Origin of the sequence: Bradymonas sediminis (genome assembly GCF_003258315.1) — a bacterium.
Lineage (GTDB): Bacteria > Myxococcota_A > Bradymonadia > Bradymonadales > Bradymonadaceae > Bradymonas > Bradymonas sediminis.
Map to the genome: position 1 here is coordinate 2,782,425 of NZ_CP030032.1, position 20,825 is coordinate 2,803,249.

General features: G+C 62.3%; 7 protein-coding genes. 1 reads left to right on the forward strand and 6 read right to left on the reverse strand.

Features of this window, described 5'->3' with window-relative positions:
• Positions 1-140: 140 nt before the first annotated feature.
• From DN745_RS10535 to DN745_RS10560, 6 genes are all read right to left on the reverse strand, one after another.
• A complete protein-coding gene (locus DN745_RS10535) occupies positions 141-1,169 on the reverse strand; it encodes a hypothetical protein (RefSeq protein ID WP_111334654.1) in 1,029 nt (342 codons plus the stop codon).
• Complete coding sequence (locus tag DN745_RS10540) at positions 1,166-5,986, reverse strand: DEAD/DEAH box helicase (protein WP_111334656.1); 4,821 nt, start codon at positions 5,984-5,986, stop codon at positions 1,166-1,168. The genes DN745_RS10535 and DN745_RS10540 overlap by 4 nt, the downstream gene beginning before the upstream one ends.
• Positions 5,979-10,178: a hypothetical protein gene (locus DN745_RS10545; protein WP_111334657.1), complete on the reverse strand. Its 4,200-nt coding sequence runs from the start codon at positions 10,176-10,178 to the stop codon at positions 5,979-5,981. Before DN745_RS10545 ends, DN745_RS10540 begins: the two co-directional genes overlap by 8 nt.
• Positions 10,175-13,924 carry a tubulin-like doman-containing protein gene (locus tag DN745_RS10550; protein ID WP_111334659.1) on the reverse strand — a complete coding sequence of 1,250 codons (3,750 nt, stop codon included), beginning with the start codon at positions 13,922-13,924 and terminating at the stop codon, positions 10,175-10,177. Before DN745_RS10550 ends, DN745_RS10545 begins: the two co-directional genes overlap by 4 nt.
• 22 nt (positions 13,925-13,946) lie before the next feature.
• Positions 13,947-16,670, reverse strand: a complete 2,724-nt coding sequence (locus DN745_RS10555; RefSeq protein WP_133621776.1) for a vWA domain-containing protein — start codon at positions 16,668-16,670, stop codon at positions 13,947-13,949.
• A gap of 260 nt (positions 16,671-16,930) precedes the next feature.
• Positions 16,931-18,841 (reverse strand): PAS domain-containing sensor histidine kinase, encoded by a 1,911-nt coding sequence (locus DN745_RS10560; RefSeq protein ID WP_133621775.1) that lies wholly within the window; start codon positions 18,839-18,841, stop codon positions 16,931-16,933.
• Between the two features lie 374 nt (positions 18,842-19,215).
• Here DN745_RS10560 and DN745_RS10565 point away from each other — a divergent pair, with 374 nt between their 5' ends.
• Positions 19,216-20,823, forward strand: a complete 1,608-nt coding sequence (locus tag DN745_RS10565) for a lysine--tRNA ligase (RefSeq protein ID WP_111334664.1) — start codon at positions 19,216-19,218, stop codon at positions 20,821-20,823.
• Positions 20,824-20,825 lie beyond the last annotated feature (2 nt).

Below are 20,825 nucleotides of genomic sequence, written 5' to 3' on the forward strand. Positions count from 1 at the left end.
TCCACGCTCACGCGTGGGGGCCGCTGATCTGATACACGCGCTATTCAAGGTCCGCCGGGCCTTGGCCCGAATCGCGGACCACGGCCCTGCTAGAGCGTGGCGCCTTGTCCCCACGCGGCGGTCGATTCATCGACGGTTCTTCAACGATTGGTCGTCGACTCCCCACCCACAACCGACAGCGTCGACGCATCCGCCGGCGCGAGCTTGGCGAGGAATTCGGAGAGCTCCGAGGCCACGGAGCACCGCGGGGCTTGTTTGCAGATGATGGCGATATGGGTGCCCATATTTCCGCCCAGGTTCGCGCTTCCCAGCAGCATCCACGCGCTGCTCTCGCCCTCGTTCACCTCCTGCTCGCCGCGCAACTGCGGAGCCTTCCAGCGGCCCTGGGTGCGGCCCAGGCGCAGGATAACATCGGCGTCGTTTTTGCCGAACCACTTCCAGCCGCTGAAGGTGTCGCTCGAGGAGCGATAGTTGAGGGTTTGCACGAGCTTCGCCGGTTCGTTTGACGCGGGGGTCGCGCTTCCTGTGAGCTGGGCGGGGTCGATGCCTAGCTCGCGCAATTGCGCGGGGTCGAGCTGCTCCAGGGCGGCCTGCGGGAGCGCGGGGGACTCGGGGTTCAGGAGGTCCAGGAGGGAAGTAAACCCCGGGTCGGCGAATTTGCGAAAGCGCTCCATCTCCTGGGATGGGTAGACGCGCACCAGATTAGAGAATCGCTCGGCGTAGATAACCGCGTCGGGGCTTGTGCCACCCGGGGCCCGGTGGGTGATGAGGGTCACGCCGTTTTCGGAGGTCCACTTCCAGGTGTCGAAGTCGAGCGGCACGGTGGACGCGAGCCCACCGGGCAACACGACCTTTTGGGTCTGCACCGCCTCGCTCGCCTGGGCGTCCTGCGCCGCGGCGCCGTCATCTGCGGGGTCTTGCTCAGCGTCGTCGCCTCCAGCCATCGACTCGGCGATCGCCTTCTCAAATTCGCTCCCCCCGGCGCTCTGCCCGGAGCGCTTGGCGCCTGTAGCGCCCGTCCCGCTCGCCGACAATTCCTCAAAGGGCGCGCGCGCGTCAAAGATCGGCTGCGCCAGCTCGCGCGGCCCTTGGTCAGTGCAGGAGACCGCCGCAAAAGCCAACAACGACACGCCCAATAGCTGCGCCCTAAAATAGCGTCGCTTGCTCATCGCTCCTCCTTAATCTCGCGCTTCTCGACGCCCAGGCGAAGCCATGCGGCCGACAGCGGCAAGAAGACCCACTTGCCCTGCCCGTCGCTGCTTAAGCCCAGCGCCTCGATGCTCGCCAGCGGCGTTTGAGAGTCCGTAACGATAGGCACAAACGCCCGCTCGACGCCCCCGGTCGCGCCCGGCTGCGGCGCCAACTCCGCCCAGATAAGGCTCTGCTCGGGGTCGCCAAACTCCGCGCGCCACCGCGCAATGCCCTCGGCGCTCGGGTCCGCCGGCAACGCCGCGCCGCAGCAAATCGAATCGCTCTCGGGGTGCAAAAACAGTCCGGCGTCGATGCCCACGTGACGCAACAGAATCGCGAGCAGAAGCGACTGCGACTCCTGGTTGCCGAGGCGGTACAAAAGCGTATGAACCGGCCCAAAGATCGTCTCCGGGTCGTCCTCGGGGACGAAGGGAATCCCCTGGACAAAATCCGCCAAAAAACGCGCCATCTCGAAGCGCCGTCGCTCCTCATCGCCCCCCAAACCACCCCCACCCAAAACACCGTCTCGACCAGGCTCCGCCGACCTAAACCCACTTCGCTCGGCGAGCAATTCGGCGAGCGGTGCGAGCATTTCGTAGTTGTCACAGACGATGGCGTTGGCGAGCTTCTGGAAGGCGAGCGTCGCGGGTAATTTGAGCAACGCGGCGTCGGATCCGGTGGCGGCGTCGCTGTCCCCATCGGCCTCCCAAACGGTGCACGGAGTGCCCCAGATGCTCTGGTCTTCGAGCATAAACGCGGGGTTCTGGAGCTGCTTTGTAATCCAGTTGAGCTGCTCGCTAAGTTGGGGCGTATCGGCGTCATAAATCCGGGCGCGCGCCGCGATCTCTCGCCCGATTCCGACGTCACACATCGCCTCTTCGCTCATCTGGGCGCGCGGCGAATCCTCGCTCGCGCCGACCTCACGCGGGCTGTCGAGCATCCAGCGATGGCGCGTCCAGATAAGGTCGGTGACGCTGCCATCCGCGCTGAACCAGCAGCGGCCCAAATCGAAGATATCGCCCTCGCCCTCCTCCGATCCGACGCCAAATTGCGCGCGGCGTTTGCCGCCGGTGCTGCTTCCTTCGGGGCGCAGGCGGCTGTCGAGCCAGGAGAGCGCGCGTTTGCGGGCGAATTGGTCGCGATCGCGCTCGCTGAGGTCCTCGTAATAGATATCGTCGCGCGAGCGGGCCTGACCGACGCGGCGCCGGCCGTGCAGCTCGTCCTCGTCGGCCCAGAAATCGTAGCGGGCGCGCAGGCGGTCATGATAAAGGACGCGCTCCAAATAAACGCGGCAAAAACGCAACAGAAGCTCGACGCCGTCGCGGTGAATCGCGTGGGCCGTGCCGTTGCCGCCGAGATGCGGGTCGTAGAGATAAAAGCCCTCGTCTGGGCCGAGCGCGTGCTCGGGCGGCGCGTCGGGGTCCGCGATATGAAGGGCGACCTGAATATCGCTGTCGGCGCCGCGATAGATCGACGGGAGCAGCGCGCGCATCGCCGCAGCGATGAGGCGCGCGTCGCGCAATTGCAGGCGCGGGCAATCGGGCGAGGACACGATCTCGAGCGCCGGGTTCGGGTAGATCCCGAGCGCGACGGTGCGCAGCGTCTCGGGCTCAATATCATCAAACAAAATGCGCTGGCGCACCTCGTAATGATGGGCGTCGAGCCGGAAGGTCGCCCGATGTTGGGTGCGGCATTCGACCGCGCCGAGCGACACGGCCAGCGGAAAATCGCCAATAAACAGCGGCTCGGCGTCGACATTATTCTCGCCGGATTTCGCGTTGGCCCGAAGGGGCGCGACCGCGCCCGGCAGCATATCGCTGGAGCGCATCGGCCTGACGTAGGTGCGACGCCGCGGGCTCGAGATCTCGTCATTAAGAAAGGGCTCGACCAAAATATCGTGGGCCGATACCGGGCTCGTCTTGCGCTGCTGGCGCGACTCTTCGGCTGCCCGGCTCACCACGACATAGCGCCCCTTCGCGCTCTCAAAAATCCGGCCCGGATAATACAGATGACGCGCGCTGATCTTGTCGGTTTCTTCGAGCACGGTGAGGTTTGTGCGGTCGCGCACGGCGACGCTTGGCCCCGGCGGGCGCTCGACCTGGGCGACGCGCGGCGGCAGCAAATGCGCGACCGACGAGGGGTCGTGCTCCTTGCCGCTGGCGACCGCTTTGAGCGGCACGCGCACATGCAAATTCGTCTCGTATTCGTTATGCGCCTCGTCGAGATCGGTGCGCGACTCGTGGAGCAAGAGCCCGGATTCGGCCAGCCGCGAGAGCGTGTGAACCGCGGTATTTCCAAAAACGTCAAGGATATCGGCGACCTCCAACCAGGTGTCGACAAGGTCCGAGGCAAGATGCGCCTCGACCGCCTGTCCAAAGGGCGCGCGGACCACGGGGCGCGGCAAGGTGCGCACGATCTCGGCCAGCGAAGAGTTCGGGTTCAGCTCGGTCAGCGCCATGCGCTCGTCGGAGTCGACCACGCTGATGAGGGCGATGGGCACCGGCCCGGCGAGTTCGGTCTCACCCTCGGCCGGCAGGTAGCGAAGCCCCGCGCGGCTCAAGTGGCGAATCTCGCGGCGCACCGTGCTGATATGCCCCTCCAAAAAGACCACGCAGGCGTCGAGCGGCGACTCGACATCGTATTGCGGCTCCTGGCCAAGCTTTAACTGACGGCGCCCGTGGCGGCGCATCGCGTCGCCGCAGCGGTGATAATGCCAGGCGATCCCCAGGCGCTCGCAGGAGGCGATGAGGTCTGCGACCGACACACCGTCGCCCGTCTGTGTGCTGAAGTCGCTGAGCTGATAAAACAGATGATAGCGCCCCGGTTCGGCGTCCTCCAACGCTTCGGTCCCCGTGGCCGAGGACGCGTCCCCGTAGCCATCGTCGCTATAATCGAAGGTCCGCGTCACCGCGTCGATGCCGCATAATGACTTCAGCCAGGCCGCGGTATTATGCATCGAATCGGTGCCCAGGATCAGGGTCACCGGCGCGCTCTCCTCGCCCAATTGATTGGTGCCAAGCAGCTCGCGCACCCGCAGCGTTAGCCGACGAAACGCCAATTGCATATGGACCTCGACCGGCCCACAAAACGACTCGGCGTCGTCGATAATAATCAGGCCCAGGGTCTTTAAAAACGGCGCAAAAAGCTGCGGCTCATCCAGGATCGACACCACCAATTGGCGAAGGCTCGTGACGATGACATCGGGGATAATACCCTGGCTAAGATCCGAGATCAGGCTGGAATTTGCGGCTTTTACGCGCAGCGTCCAGCGAAGCGTCGAGGGCTCCAGGGTCGCGCGCAGCAGCTCGCTAAAGCGCTCGGCGGACTCCTCGTCGCGGGTGACGACCAGCGTCGAGCGGGTGTGGGTGAGCGCATGGTTGAAGGCGGCGAGCATGGCGAGGGTGGTCTTGCCGCTGCCGTCGGGCGCGAGGATGACCTGGTTGCGATGGCGCTGGCCGGACTCATCCTCAATCCCCGCCCCGCTCACCCGTCCCAGCTCCAGACTCGCCGCTTTGGGCGGCGGGTCGAGGTGGACATAAGCCTGGCGCGAGAGCGTCTCCAGGACGCTCTGCTGCATATGCGTCAGCCCGATCTTTTGGGCATCGGGGTTATCCGAATGGCTCGGGTAGATCTCTTCGAGCAAATCCGAGATGAGCCCGCGGTCGGCCGGCCGCGCGGCCGCCTCGATCGGCTGAACGACGCGCGGCGCCTCGAAGGTATAGGGCTCCTCGACCAGCAGCCGCGTCTTGAGATCGGCGAGCACGTCGGGCCAGCCCTTGCCCGGGTCGGGCTCGACCTCGGGGGGCGCCTCGACCTTGGGTTCGGACAAATACCAATGCCCCGACAGGCTCAAATGAATCGCCCACGAGACCCAAAGGATCACGCTGATCGAGAAGAACGAGCTATGCATCCGATAGGGGTCGCCCGCGATCGTGCCAAGCCCCCAGGCCAAAAACGGCACCGCCGCGACCAATAGCCAGGACGCCCAGCTTCGATAGGAGTCATCCGCCTTAAAGAGTTTGCTCGCCCCAAACCAGGTCCGCCAGCTCGCCAGCAGATGGTTATTATGGATGCGCGAGGCGAGGTTCGCCCCGAGCTCGCTGCCGTAGACGACGCGGATGATTCGCGCGGTCCACCACCAGACGCCAAACCACAGCGCCGCGGAGCTCAGAAGATTCAGGTAGGGAAAACGCTGCAAGGGCATATACCACTGCATCTCGGGGCGCGAGCCCAGCAGCAGATATTGCCAGGCCGGCGCGCCCTCGCCCAACCCGAGTTGGTAGCGAAGCAGCGGCTCGGTCAGCCAGGCCAGGCCAAAGAGCGCCGCGACGATCAACCCCGCCCACAAAAACGACGGCCCGATGCTCGCAACGATCACCGAAGGCGGCTCTTTTGCTTCGGCCTTCTCTTCTTTTTCTTTCGCGTCATCCTTGCTCGCGAAGAGCGCGCCGATCGCATTAATGGCCGCACGTATCGCCCGAATTATGAGCAAAATCGGATAGATAAGCACATAGACGACGACCACCGGCAGCAGGAACGCCAGCTCCTGCATGGGGATGGAGACCGTGTCGCTCGGGTTGGCGATCAACGCGCGGTTGATGCGGCGCTGCATGGCAAAGGCGATCGAAAAGGCGAGCGCGCAGACACCCAGAATCACCAGCGCGGCGCCCATCGGGCCGATATGCTGGGCGAGGTCGAAGGCCTCGGCCAACCAGCGCCACATCTGGGCGATGAACATGCGAATTAATAAGACCAGCCCCGCGATGAAGCCGTTTCCTCCGGGAAGATCATTCATCGTTGCCTCCCGTCGAAGTCGGGTCCTTCGCCGGCTCGTCCTGCCCGGCGTCCATCACCATTTGCTGGGCCGAGGATTCGAGCTCTCGCGAGTGATAAAGAACGTCCTGATTGATGCTATTTTGCAGGGATTCGTATCCCGTCAGATGATTGATCGGCATGCTCTCCCAGCTCTGGCGACTCTCGCCAGACAACGGAAAGGTTCGGTCATCGGGCATGCGCGCGCGATGATGGAAGGATTCGAAGCGGCGCAAATTGCGCAGGCTATGCGGGCGAATGCCCTGCACGAGCGAGAGCATATACGCGGCGTTTGGCGGCACGCGGGCGACCTGAACCTTGATCCCCTGAAGCTGGGCGGGCGCGCCCTCGGCGTCTTTGGCGGCGTCGAAAACCGGCTCAAGCCCCGGGTGCAAAACGAGCGTCGAATCGGCCAGCAGATGAACGCCGTCGGGGTCGAGCCCCTCGTAGCCGACGAATTTGGCGCCGAAGCCAATATTGGGCGAATTCGTGATGACAAAATCCACCAGGCGCTCGCGCAGTTCATCCTCAAAGTCAAATTGACGGCTGACCGGGTCGGCCACGATCTCTTGGAAATGCGCGCGCGTGAACGCCATGATGCGGGCCGAATCCGACATCGACGCGACCTTTCGCCAATTCTCAAAGCCGCCGACGGCCTTGATAAACTTCTCGAGCATCTGGTCGATCTCGCGGGTTCCGCCGACGCGGCCGCGATAATAATCGATCAGGTGTTCCGACGACACGAGCAGGTCGCTGGGCATGCGCGACTGTGAATTAAAGAGTCGGCTAAGGTCATCCGACGGCTCGTCAGCGCCGCCCGCGTCGAGCTCGGTCATGCTAAATTGGACGCCGAGGTTCTCGGCCCGGCGGGTCAAATATTCGCTCTGCAGGTCAACGCTGCGGCGCAGACGACCCGCGTGGCTTAAGTCGCGCAGCACGCGCTCGTAGACCTGGCCGGCGTAATTTCGGGTCGCCAGCGCCCCGCTATGCGCCAGGCGCGCCTGCATAAACGAGCGAATCGAGGGTGCGCTGGACAGCGGATTCTCACCGCCCTCGACCACCCGCCGCACCGCGTCGCTCATCTGATTGACCGCGCCCTGAAGTCGCTCGACATAGTCATTCATATGTCGGCGAAGCAGCCAGAAGACCGGCAAAAACACCAGCAGACCGCCGACCACCGGGCCGAGCGGGCCCAGCAAAAACTCGGCGACGCCCGGCTCGGCCTGCAGCTCCATGGCCTCGGCGATACCCCACGACAGCGGCGCGCCGAGCACCGGCGACAAGATCGCCCAGACAAGGAGGCCAAGCTTCATCGCGTCATTATCGGGCTTGTCACGCGCGATCGAGAGCACCTGCTCGCGGGTGGACTGCAGGGCGTCGGTGCTCGGGATGCTATGGCTCAGACAAATTCGCTCGCTGTCGAGGCGTTGCCTTTCGTGGTCGCGCAGATGATCGCGACCGATATCATGAAGCTCCTCAAACCCAGCATACGCGCGCTTGAGCCCGCCCTTGCTGGCGTGCTCGTCGATGAGGCGGTCGCCGACTTTTTGCACCACGCTCAGCGTCTGCCCGAGCTCGCCCGAGGTCTCCCGGCGCAGCGCGTCGACCATCTCGTCCATCTGACCGCGGCGCCGGGTAAACGCGCGCCATTCATCATAAATATGCGCGCGTAGCTCCTCTTCAAAGGCGTCATCGAAGCGCGATTCGACCAGGCTGGCGCGCGTGTCGGCGTTGACCGCGACGCGCCCGAGAATCCGAGCGGCCATCGCCTTTGCCGAGCTGCCGGTTTCCTTGGCGAGCGAGCGCACGGGCTCAGCGAGCAAATCCTCCACTTTGGGCGGACTGATCGGCGCATCGCTGACCTTGGGCAGCCCGCCCTGCTCGCCGCGCTTAATGCGGGCGAGGCTCTGGCGGGCGAAGCGATTGGCCAAATATTCGCGCGCCTTCTCGGCCGGAAACGAGATCTCGTGGCAGGAGAACGACGCAAAAAGATCATCGCCGCGCGCGGCGGTGGCGGTGCGCCGAAGCCACTTGTCGCTGGCCAGATCGCTGCGGATCTGGAAGCTCAAGAAGTCGCGGGTCTGGCGCACCGAATCCCAGACCGACAGCACCGCGTTATCGGTCACCCGGCTATTGATGATGACCTGAGGAATGCAGCGCTTGCCACGCGGCACCGACTCCACCCAACGCCTAACCCCCTGAATCGATTCGATAATCGCGGCCTCTTCGCCACGATTCTCATTGGGATATTTGCCGCCAAAGGAGTCTGCCGGGTGCGGCATCCACAAGATCGGCACGACCGAGAGCGCGCGGTCAAAACCCTCGCGGAAGGACTCAAAAATCGGGCCAAAGGCGCGCAATAACTCGGCGTGAACCTCGCGCAAAATCGTGCGCATCGAGGTCCGCGAAAACGCCTCGCTCATATCGCCGACCACGTAGACGGTCAGCCGCGGCGCCTGGGTCCCCGGCTTATTGCGATACTCTTTGAGAAACGAAAACTCATAGAGCTCGCGGGTTTGGGAGTTCAAAAGGCTACGCAACTCAAGCAGACCCGGGCTGCGTTGGTTGAGAAATTCCGAGCCGACGACCCGCCCTGAGTCCAGGTCGTTGATGATATCTTCGGGGCTCAGGCGCACCTCATTAAAGAGCGTTCGCGCCGGCGCAGCCTTGGTCGGCGAGCCAAAGCCCAGCTCCTGAAGACGCGCGTTGAGCACATGCTGCACCTTATTTTCGGGCGAGCTTTCTTCGACCACCAGACGGCGCAAAAACTCACTGGCGCCCCGGGGCAGATTGGCATCCCCGCCGTGCGCTCGCTGCGCGTAAGCATCGGAATCATCGCCTCGATTAGCCGCGCTCCGCCGCACAAAGTCCAGCTCGGCGCGCGCGCCATCGGGCTCTTCATCGAAGGTCTCCGAGATCAACGGGCGCACCAATAACTCGCCCAAAATCTCGAGCGATTGATCGAGCGCGTCGTCCGAGTTGGCGCGGTAGAGCGACGCCTTATGCTTCTCGTCGGAGGTCTCGACCCGCTCGCGCTGCAGGTCGACCCACATGCGAATCAGGCCGCGATGGGTGTGCACCGCCAGCTCGCGCAGGCGTTGCCGAAATTCCTCGCCGTGGGTCTGATGCACCCGCGAGCAATCGTCGTGGTCAAAGAGCCCGAGTCGAAATGGGCTGACCTCGACCGGGTCAAACTCCACCGCCTCGCCCATCCCGGTGTCACGCGTCGCCCAGCCGGTCGTCTCCCAATCGACCCGAAGCAGGTCGAAGGGAGAAATCGGCGCGCTTAGATCATGGCCGCGCGGCAAAAATGGCGCGGGGAGCGTCAACGAGAACTCACGCTCGGGGACCTGAAGCTCCTGCAGCGCAGGCAACGCACCGGCGGCGCCCAGGCCATAGACCCACTCGGACCAACCCGCCCGCGGGTCTTCGGAGATGCCGTCGAGCAGCCCAGACAGATCCCCGGGCTCAAGCCAGTCCCGCTCGAATAAGATAGTTTGCTCACCGGCCGCCTGCGCCAATTCCTGGCGCTCGCCGACGGCCTGCGCAAACCATTGCCAGGGCGAGGGGTCGCGCCCTTCGGCCAGCGCGCGACAGCGACTCACACAGCCGAGCACCGCGCGCGGGCTATGCCCCTGACGGATGCGGTTGACCAACGGTGAGATAAAAAGATCAACTTCGGGGTGGCGCTCTTTGACTGCGCGAAGACGCTCCACCGAGGTGATCGGGTCGGGACTAAGCGACTTCCACTCAAAGAAGCGACGCCGCGCGAAATAGTCCTCGTCGCGCGCGTCTTGCCCCGCCCCGCCGGGCACTTCGACCACGCCGCGGTCGCGCGGAATCGCGACCTGATAGGTGCCATTTCGGTAGCGAATCAGCCCGAGCGCGCGCAAAATCACAAAATCAAGGGCGAGCGTGGGCAGGTCGCCCTCGCCGGTATAGCGGGCGATCTCTACAAATTGGCGCTCGCTGTCGCGCCAACGCGCGTCATCGACCTGCGGGTTGGCGCGCAGGTGAACCAGGCGCAGGTTCTTAAGCGATGCCCCACCACCGGCTTGCTCAAGCGTCTCCCAATCCTCGCCGAGACGCTCGAGCACCGCCAACCCCAGGTCGCCCAATCCCAGCACGATACTCGGCGCGGGATAGGACAAACGCTTATCGGGTCGCTCATTCATTCTTTATCGGTCGTGGTAGGAGCGATGGACGGGTCGGCCGACGGCTTCGAGCGTTTGTTAAACGACGCCCGGTCGATCTCGCCCGAGCGCAGAATATCAAGCGTTTGCTTGAACTGATCTTCGCCGATGGGGTTGAAGATATTGCGGAAGTCCGAGGCCACCGCGCGACTCTCCTCGGGATGCTCCATCGCGCGCCAACCCTCGACAAAATAGCGCAGGATTTCGATGGATTGGCGCAGGTTCGACTGCGCAATCCCGTCGGGGAGCCCGGCGGGGTTCGACTCCATCACACCGCCGATGGTCCGCTGCTCAGCCTCAATCGAGCGCAGCCGCTCGAGCAACGCCTCAAGCGCCTCGGTCATGCGGCTATAGGAATCGGTGAAGTCCTTGAGCTTAAGCCGCTGCTCCGGCGAGGGCTCACTGCCGTATTGGGTGCGCAATTGGTCGCGGCTTTTGCGCCACTTATAGGGGAGCTTCACGACCTTCTCGAGCACCATCGGCGCCAGCCCGTATTGCACACCCTGGAGCATCTGCTGATAGCTCAGGTATTTGACGCGCTCGGCCTCGAGCAGGTCCGGCAGGCGCTCAATCGCCTCGGTGAGCGACTCGCCGAGCTCGGCCAGCCCCTCGCCGTCCATCGCGTGGGTCTGCTGCGGGTCACGCAAGAAATAACGCCCGTTCCGATGAATCAGATACCCCGAATGCGCGCCGTAAGGGTCTTTGAGCGTCAGCAGCACGCCGAAGTTCACGATATGCTGGCGCACCAACTCCTGGCGGTGCTCTTCGAGCGCGCCATCGGGGTCGAGATCGGGCAGCGTATTCTCCCAATTCTTGTCGATATGCAGGACCTTGGCGCGCTTCGCCATGCCCTTGAAGCGGTGATAATACTCGCCCATCTCACGCATGCGCCCGAAGACGTACAGCGGCACGTTGAGCACCGCGCGGTAGAAGACGATGGCGTGCGGGTCATGCCACTCGTCGTCGAGCCATTTGATGCCCGCCGACTCCACGCTGGTGATGGCCGCCTCGATATCCGGGTCGCCGAAATCGCGCGACTTAAGCCCCAAAAAGATATGATTCGGACGCACACCGCCCTGCTCGCTTCGCGACTCGTCGAAGCTGCACAAGAGCGCGGCCTTTTCGGATTGAATGCGCGAGACTTTATCGCGGAAATACTCCTGATAGACGTCGTCGCCCAGGTTGATCTGCTCCTCTTCGGGCCGGCTGCGATAGCGCGCGACGGCGTCGCGAATCGCCTGCGCGCCCTTGGCGTCGATCTCCTCCTGATTGCTGCGATACAGCGCGCGATACTCGGCCTCCAGGCGCAGCGCCTGGTCGAGGCGAAGCCCGTTGCGCCGCGACGGGTCCTGCGACTTGGGATCGCCGCCGATGCGGGTCTTTAAGAAGCCCTCGATATACTCGAGGAGCGACTCATAGATGCGCTGCAGCTTCGCCGAATTACCGACGCCGGTCTGCAGACTCATCATCCGAAGCACGCCGTTTAGGCGCGTTTGAATCGGCTTGCTCTGCAGGCTCAACTCGCTAAGCGTGTCGATCTCGTCTTCGTAATAGAAGTCCCACATCCGCCGGCCGTTCTCGATCTGCAGGGCCTCGGTGTCGATGATATATTGATTCGCCGAGTCATCGCCCTCGACGCGCAGCCGCTCGTTCTCGCTCTGCTTGGTGCGCGCGAAGGAGTCAAATCCCTGCTCCAACCCGCGCAACTGCTCGGCCAGGCCGAGCAGGTTATTCCGGAAGGTCGCGCGCTGGGCCAAGAAGGACTTCTGAACCTCATAAAACGCCTTGGCCGCCTCGTATTCGTAGAGTTGGCCGATGATGCGCTTGAAGTCGTCTTCCTTGATGCGGTCGCCCTCGTCGCGGTCGATCTGCGGCGGCTTGGGCTCGGCGATGCGCGGGTCTTCGGCCTTGAGCGCGTCGAGCACGCTCAGCGCGGCGTAGCGCTGCGCGGCCAGGTTCACCTCACCGGCGTCGTTCTTCATAAAGTCGAGGTCCACCAGTTCGCGCATGCCCGGGATCAACACCTTCATGCGCGGGTCGTGGTACCCATTCTCGATGATATTCGTGCCGACCTGGGTGAGCCGTCGGGTGTTGCTCGACACCACCGAGCGCCAATAGGCCAGGTCGTTATTCTTCTCGTAGGGGGTCTGCTCGATGCCACTCTTCATCTCGTTTTGAATCGCGGCGTTGGCAAATTTCGTCAGCCCGGGCCACGGGTCGCCGCCCACGGACTCCAAAAGTATCGCCCCGATGGAATATTTCATGCCGCCCTGGCCGAGGTTCTCGCGCTCCTGGCGCTCCGCGTCGGCGTCGACGTCGACCTTCCCGTCGATCTTCGGGAAGCGGCCAGGCTGATGGCCGTGGCGAAAGATCTCCATAAATTGCGCCGACGAGCCATCTTCGTGCTCGCAGGCCGCGAGCAGGCGCACGCGCTTTTGGAAGAGTCGGTCGCGCAGGCGTTTCTGGGTCTCGGAGTCGCGCTTGGCGAAGTCGGCCAAATGGATGGGCGCGGCGTTCTCGCCGTCCATCTCGGTGACCTGATAGAAGCCGTCGGCGTTGCTGCGAAGCGGGCTATAGACCTTGCCGCCGGGGATGCTCCCCAAAAAGCTCGAGCGCATCAGGCTGAGCGCCGCCGAGCGCGCGCAATAGTCGACGAGTCCGTCGACGGGCACCAGGAGCACCGCCGAGCCAAAGGAGCCATAATATTGGGTATAACCCACGATCCCCTTGCCCTCGAAATCGTGGGGGACCAGAAAGCGCTGGTGCTGGGTATAATTATCATAATCGCCCATCTGCACCTTAAAGAGCGGCGTAAATAGCTGCAGATAGAGGCCATCGGCGGCCGCCTGCACCGGCTTTTTGAGGCTATAGGACTCCGGGCGGTCGATAATATACATGAAGTCAAAGGGCTGCTGATACACGCGCCGCTTCGAGGTATCGCCCGGGTTATAATGAAATTCGATGCCGTCTTCGGGGTAAAAGCGCGACTCCGGCGAGCCCAATTTCATCAGGTGCTCGGTCTCTTTGAGCGCGGCGTACCCGTTGGCGAAGGTGCCGTCTTTATTGGCGCCGGTTTTGTCCTCGAAGACCGCCGGCATCACCGTGACGCCGATCATCGTGGGCTTGCCAAGCTCCTTGGCCTGGTCGCGCAACGCATAGGCGAGCGGCAAGAAACTACCCGAGCCCGTGCCGCCGGCGACCGAATAACACATCACGATGCGAATCTCGGTCGTCTGCAGGCGGCGATGCCCGTGGTTGTGATTCTTCATCGACTCAAGCAGGCGGCGAAAGCGCGCGAGCATGCCCTTATGCTTCATCTGATAATAGGAGCCCAGGCGCGACTCGATGCGAATCTGCCCCGCCCCGGCGGTGTCTCCGGCGCGGAAGCGATAGTCCTGGGGCACCCATTGGGTGAAATAGTCGTCGGCCTCCAAGAAGAGCTTTCCGCCGGCCAGATTCGCGTACTCTTCCTTCTCAAAATTACTGATCAGAAAGGACTCGTCGGCGTGCTCCCGATAGTTTTCGAGGTCATTGATATTGGTATCAATAAACGCGAATTTGATCAGGTCTTTGTAGCGCTCATGATAGTCATCCTGGCGCTTAAGATGCTGCGCGACGCGCACGGCGATCTCGCTCCCGCACCCACCGATGCCCACAAACAAAGTGGGGCTCACCATGCTTGGTTTCGTCAGCAACTCTTCGACAATCGCGCGCTCATTATTCGGCATATCAATTCCCTATCAGCATCAATTAACCGATCTCCCAACCGGCGAAAGTACCCTGCATTCTTTCACTATCTTCAAGCACTAATTTATCATTGCGGAAACTGGCGACTTCCAGCTCACCGTCCAAGCTCGGCATATGATTTTCGTAGCGAAACGCCCCGAGGAATCCTTCCTCATCGGGCACGCCATAGAAGCCATTATTTTTGGAGGCAAAGATATGCGCCGCGGTGCGCGGACGCGCCTTGAGCTGCTCAAAATGACCGACCTTATCCAGCACCTTTAAGCTCGTGAGTTGAGCCTGATTCGGGTTGAGCATCAGGCGCACGGTTTCGTCATAGCGATAGTCATTGGGGAGGCCCAATTTGAGCGGATTCGCCTTAAACCAGGCGCTCGCCCGCGGGCCAAACCCGAAGCCCTTATCGACGATGGTGCGCACCTTGCGCGGCCCGTCGCTCGCCTTGCTCGTCATGCCCGTGGCGTTCCACTCGAGCAATTCGATATCGGCGACCAGGCTCTTCTTACTCAAGAAGTGGCTGTTGCGAAACATATTATAGACGTAGAGCAACAAGAGAATCAGCAGCAGCGCCAGCAGCGCCCACAGAATCATGGAGCCCCAGCATTGCCACATGCTCGCGGCTTCGACCGTGATCTCGACCGGCACTCGAATCGGCTCTTTGGTGCCCGAGGTCGGCGCGAGCACTAGCTCGGTGCGGTAGACGCCGCCGGCGCAGCACGCGTCGGAGGCCGCCCGGACCTGCAGCGGCGCGCCCTGCCCGCCCGGCGAGAATCGCTTCTTCGCCTTCTGCGCGACCTCGCCGCCGTTACGGATCGGCTCGCCGGCGGCGTCCAAAAACTGCAGCTCTAAATCGTTTGAGCCCGACGGCCAGGCGTCGCGCTGCTCGCGCGGCGGCAGCAAAATATTGAACTCGGCGTCGGTCTTAAAATTGCCGTCGACCTTGAGGTTCATCAGGGCGGAGTCGCCGGCCTTGAGGCTGGCGCTGAGCTTTCGCGGGGCGGCGAATTCGTTATTAAGCGAGAACTTCACCGGCACGACCAGGGTCGGCGGGCGAAGCCCGGAGTCGCTCGGGCGAAACTCGATGCGCACCGCGGTTTCGATATCGCGGGCAAAAGACGAGGCGCCGCAATAGGCGGCGACATCGACGCCCAATTTATAGCTCTGCCCGGGGGTGATCTTCTGGGTCTTTCCTTCTTCCACGCCGCTCAGGGCGAAGCTCACGCACTCCGGAACATCCTTGCGATTTTGCACGACCAGGCGGCCGGCGGTCGCCGGGAAATTGCCCGAGATTTTAAGCTCCGAAAACTCACTGGCGCCCGGCGTCAACGCGCCGAATTGCACCTGATCGGGGTTGGCCTCGATGGTTAAGGAGCTGACCTGTAGGGCGTGGGCGGCGCCCTTGATCGCGATGGTCGCGCCCTTTTGCCCCGGCACCGCCAGGCGCACGATGGGACGGATGATATGGTCGCCTTTGACGAGGTTGGAGCGCTCAAAATGAAAGCGCGCCTCGTCGCCCTGGCGCGCTGCGGGGAGCGCGCGCGCCGACTTCTCGCCGGGCTGCTGATATTGCACCACCGCCTCGCTCCCCCGACTCGCCACGGCCGCGGTCACGATCGCGCCTTCGTCGTTGACCAGGCGCACCTCGGCGCAAATCTGGCTGCCGACCTCGGCGTAGCTCAGGCTCGACGCGCCCGCGCGCCCGGCCTTCGCGGCGCACCCGCCGCTGCGCAGTTTCATCTCGACGAAGAGGCGATATTCCGGCACCGCGACGACCTTCCAATCGTTGCCCGCGCCCTTGACGCTCACCGTCACCGGCACCGTGCCGGGGCGATAATCCAGCGCCGCGTAGCGATAGCGGCGCCCGTCCTCGAATTGATGCACGCCGGTATTCGGGGTGCCGATGACCTTTGGTTTATCGCCCTGTCGGGCCGGGTCGATGGAGAATTCGAGGGCTTTACCCTTATCGGGCGCCACAGCGAGCAGGCGCACGCGCCGCGCGCCCTTATGGGCGGCGAGTTCGTGTTTTTTAGGCGTCAGAAGGTAGGATTCATAGCCCTGCGAGCGAGACAGCGCGCTGGCGAAGGGCTCAAGAATCCCGGTCGGGTCCTCGGCGTTGACCACGATCGACATGCCGCCGGTGCGCTCGGCGAGCTGGGCCAAGTCGCGGGTATAGGCGCGCCCGTCGAAGCGCAGCAAATAGAATTTAAAGAGTTCGTCGTCGGCCGATTTAAGGCCTTTGAGAAAGGAGTCGCCCGAGAATTTCGTCCCGTTGCAGGCGCCGTCGGTCATAAACATCACGACCTGGGCGACGTTGGGCCGGTAGGCTGCGTTGAGCGCCTCTTTGACCTGGGCGAGCGAATCGGCACATGGCGTGCTTCGCCCGGCGTATTCAGCCAGCGCCCCCTTGAGCGAGAGCTTGTCTTCGAGGGCCTTGCGATTCTGCTTGAGCGGCGCGATGGGCACGATCTGTTCGCCATCGTTGCTGCCGTTAAGGCGCACCACCGTCGCTTCGTCGACCGAGTCGAGCATGCTCAGGGTTGAGCGCACCGCGAAAACGGCGAGGCGATCCGGGTCGGCGGCAGGCCCCTCACGCGAGATCTGGCGGCTCATGCTCCCCGAATCATCGATCACGAAGATATATTGGGCGGTGCGCGCCTGGGCCGACGCCATCTCGTTTTGGCCCTGGGCAGCAGCGCTCCCCACCCCAATGACCCCGAGCAACAACAGTGTCACCCCAAACGCCGCCCAACGCAGAGTTGGGCGCGCAATAGGTGTTTGCCAGAGGCGACGACCGAATTTTGACTTCATTAATTGCAAGATTATGACTTCATCATCTCGAGCGACCACACAACCCACTCCACGAAGAATATAGCCCCCACCCTAAAGATATACCGAGTTTATGCAAGCATATAGGGAGGCCGTGGCCGCATTATAGATCGGATGGCGAAAGATGCGAGAAGATTTTCTTCGACGCGCGGGAAAGCCCAGGATGGCTAATTAATCGCCAGGATCACCCGAAAGGTGCTGCCCTCGCCTACCGTCGTCTCAACCTCGATCTTGCCGCCCATCGACTTGATGATATTGCGGCAGACATAGAGCCCCAGGCCGGTGCCATCGCTGCGTGATTTCGTCGTGAAGAACGGCTCAAAGAGCCGGCGTTTATCGCGCGCCAAGATGCCCGGCCCGTTGTCTTCGACCTCGATGATCACATACCCATCGCGCTCGGCGATGCGCAGATAGATCTTATTCTTGTCGACCGAATCCTCGGGCATGGCCTGGGCGGCGTTGAGCAGCAAATTCACCAGGACCTGGCGCAATTGGCCACCATTTGAGTCGAACTCCGGGATGTCTTCGAACTCGCAGAAGAGCGTCGCGCGGTGGCGAATCTGACTGTCGAGCATGCGCGCGGCCGAGCGGCAAATCTTTCGCAGGTCGACCGCTTCATCGGTGACCGGGCTTGAGCGCCCAAACGTCATCAGGTCCTCGACGATGACGCTGATTCGCTGCGCCCCGCTATACGCCGCGGTCAACGCGCGGCGCATCTCTTGAATCTCGGTGCCGACGATCGAGACGATATCGGCGGCCTCAATCGTGTCGCCGTCAAAGACCTCGCTCTCAAGCGACTCCAGCACGAATTGCACATTCCCCAGCAGATAGACCAGGGGATTATTGATCTCATGGGCGATGCCGGCGGCCATGGTGCCGATGGTCGAGAGTCGGTCGGCCTGCTGGACCTGGTCGTTGAGCAGCTTGCGCTCGGTGATGTCGATCAAGACGCCGCGCCATAAAATCGAGCCATCCTCGCATTTCTCGGGCGTCGACTGCCCGGCGATCCAGCGGATCTCCCCGTTATCGTCAATCACCCGAAACTCATCGACCCACATCTTCAACTCGGCGGCGGCGCGCATCGTCGACCTGAGCAACCTCGGGCGGTCTTCCTCAATGATCTCGTAGGTGTACTGAGTGATATCATCGCCCTTATATTCGGCGAGTTTCTCAAATCCTTTGACGCTGCCGACGGTGACGTACTCCAACGCGACGGAGTTATCGGGGAATTGACGAATCTGGTAGAGCGCCGCGGGCAACTGCTCGCTGATATACCCGAGCACGATCTCCTGGCGGCGCAGCTTTGACTCGGTCTGCCAGCGCGCCTCGATATCCTGCATCACCCCCTCGTACTCAAGGAGTTGACCCTGCTCGTCGTAGGTGGGCCGCCCCTCGCAATAAATCCTGCGGGTCCCCCCGCCTTCAAGGAGGACGCGAAACTCCAGGGCATAGGGCTGCTTGGTCTCAACCGAAAGCTCAACGGCCTTCTCGAAGGCGACACGATCGTCCGGATGTAGGTGGGAGAGCACCTCCGGAAAACTCAGCGTGCCCGCCGATGGATCGAGGTCCAGAAGTTCGTAGATCTGCGGCGACCACCAGGTCTCCAGGGTCAGCGCGTTCCAATACCAACTCCCTACATTGGCGCGCTCCTGGCCTTGTTCGAGGCGAACCCGAATCCGCTGAACCTCCTGAGCACGGCGCAATCGCCGCGCGGTCGCCTCGGTGCGGCTGTGCAGAATGGGCTCCCTGAGGACCGTCGGGAGAACCTCATCCGCGCCGGATGCATAGAGGCGCATCACCCCATCGACCTCGTCGCCGACCCCCATCACCAGAATATACGGCGGCAGCGGACAGCTCGCCGTCTGGGGCAAGAGCGATGTCAGCAGCTCACATATCGCGTGAATATCCCCCTCGGCCTGAATCAAGACAATCGCGGGCTCCGTCTGAACCTTTAAGACCTGCGCGAGCATCTCAGGGCGCACGGCGCTGCGGGTCCAACTGCACCCCGTTTTTTCGATATGCGCGAGCAATTGTTGCGGGCGATGAGCAGGTAGAATTGACCTAATTTCAATATTCACCGACCGCTCTCCTCAAAACTTTCTAGAAGCCCATACATCGCAATTTAACAGTAACCATAAAACCGCGCACAATCAATCAAAAGCCCAGCATTTACGGCGTCGCCCTAACCCGTCAAGAGCATCGCTGACAGGCATGACTTTGGACCCATTCACCCAGATTGTCGGCGCCCGAAAGGTCACAGAAATGTAATAAGCTCATCGCGAAAAGTCTACACGGGGTTGACGAAGCGAAGCCGCACACCATAAAAGGCGCGAGGTGCCCGTATTACACGCGGATTTTCTCGACGAGAATCGCGCCTGTCACCTCGGAGCACCACCGATATTAACCCCCTTCGCAGCTCACGACGCTAATCTCGCAATCGAGAGGAATTCCGATGTCTCAAGACCCATTATCCGCCGATCTCAATTCCTGGCCCTTCGAAGAAGCACGTAAAATCCTGGCCAAAATCGAGCGCGAAAAAAAACGCGGCGGACGAAAACACGAGGACGTCCTCTTTGAGACCGGCTTTGGCCCCAGCGGCCTGCCGCATATTGGCACCTTCAGCGAGGTCGCGCGCACCCTCTGGGTCCGCTACGCCTTTGAGCAATTGTCGGGCATGAAGACGCGCCTGTACGCGTTCTCCGATGACCTCGACGGCCTGCGCAAGGTCCCCGAGAATATCCCCAACCAGGAGCTTATCCTGGAGCACCTGGGCAAGCCGCTTTGCGATATCCCGGACCCCTTCGGTGAGCACGAGAGCTTCTCGGGTCATATGAACGCGAAGCTGCGCAGCTTCCTTGACTCCTTCGGCTTTGAATACGAATTCAAAGCCTCCAGCGACCAATATCGCGGCGGTGAGTTCAACGAAGGATTGCTCAAGATTCTTGAGAATTACGAGGCCGTGCGCGACATCATCACGCCCACGCTGCGCAAAGAGAATCGCGAGGCTTGGAGCCCCTTCTTCCCGATCTGTCAGAACTGCGGGAAGGTCAACTCCACCCGTGTCGTCGACACGCACCCCGAGGCCGGCGAGCTCAGCTATATCTGCGACCAGGACTATCGCAACACCCCCTCGTGTGGGCACGAAGGCCGCATGCCGGTCACCGATGGCAACACCAAAGTCGGCTGGAAGGTCGACTGGGCGCTGCGCTGGTATGTCTTCGGCGTGGACTACGAGATGTACGGCAAAGACCTTATCGAGTCGGCCGAACTCAGCGCCAAGATCGTCACCGCGCTCGGCGGCGAGCCGCCCGAAGGCCTCTTCTACGAAATGTTCCTGGACGAGAACGGCCAGAAGATCTCCAAGAGCGTCGGCAAAGGCCTGACCATCGACCAATGGCTGGAATACGGCCCGCTCGAGAGTTTAAGCTGGTTCATCTTCCAGAGCCCGCAAAAGGCCAAGAAGCTGCACTTCGACGTCATCCCGCAGAGCGTGGACAAATACCTCAAGGACCGCCAGGAGTTCGGGCGCGACGACTCCGACGCGCGCATGGACAACCCGGCCTGGTTTATCGACCACGACAAGGTCGTGGCCGGCGAGACGGTCGACTTCGAATCGGACGTGACCTACTCGATGCTGCTCAACCTGGTGAACGTTTTGGGCACCGACGACAAGCAGATCGTCTGGGATTACCTGCTTCGCTACGACGACAGCGCCCGCAATAACGAGGCGGTCATCGACGATATGATCGTGCGCGCCCTGCGCTATAACCGCGACTTCGTCGTGCCGACCCTCGAATACGCCCTGCCCGAAGAGGAGATGCTCCCCTCATTGGCCCAATTCCGTGCGTTCCTGGAGCAATACGAGGGCAACGACGCCGACGAGATCCAGAACGCCTGCTACCAGGCAGGCAAGGACCACGGCGTCAAATTGGGCAAGTGGTTCGCCACGCTCTATCGCCTGCTCCTGGGCCAAAAACGCGGCCCCAGAATTGGCACCTTCGTCAGCCTCTACGGCGTCCAGGAGACCCTGGACCTCATCGAGCGACGACTGGCTGAGTAATC

Excerpts from the sequence above, each read along its gene's own strand:
- DN745_RS10545 (WP_111334657.1), bottom strand. The coding sequence starts at position 10,178 with ATGAATGAGCGACCCGATAAGCGTTTGTCCTATCCCGCGCCGAGTATC.
- DN745_RS10540 (WP_111334656.1), bottom strand. The coding sequence starts at position 5,986 with ATGAATGATCTTCCCGGAGGAAACGGCTTCATCGCGGGGCTGGTCTTA.
- DN745_RS10565 (WP_111334664.1), top strand. The coding sequence starts at position 19,216 with ATGTCTCAAGACCCATTATCCGCCGATCTCAATTCCTGGCCCTTCGAA.
- DN745_RS10535 (WP_111334654.1), bottom strand. The coding sequence starts at position 1,169 with ATGAGCAAGCGACGCTATTTTAGGGCGCAGCTATTGGGCGTGTCGTTG.
- DN745_RS10550 (WP_111334659.1), bottom strand. The coding sequence starts at position 13,924 with ATGCCGAATAATGAGCGCGCGATTGTCGAAGAGTTGCTGACGAAACCA.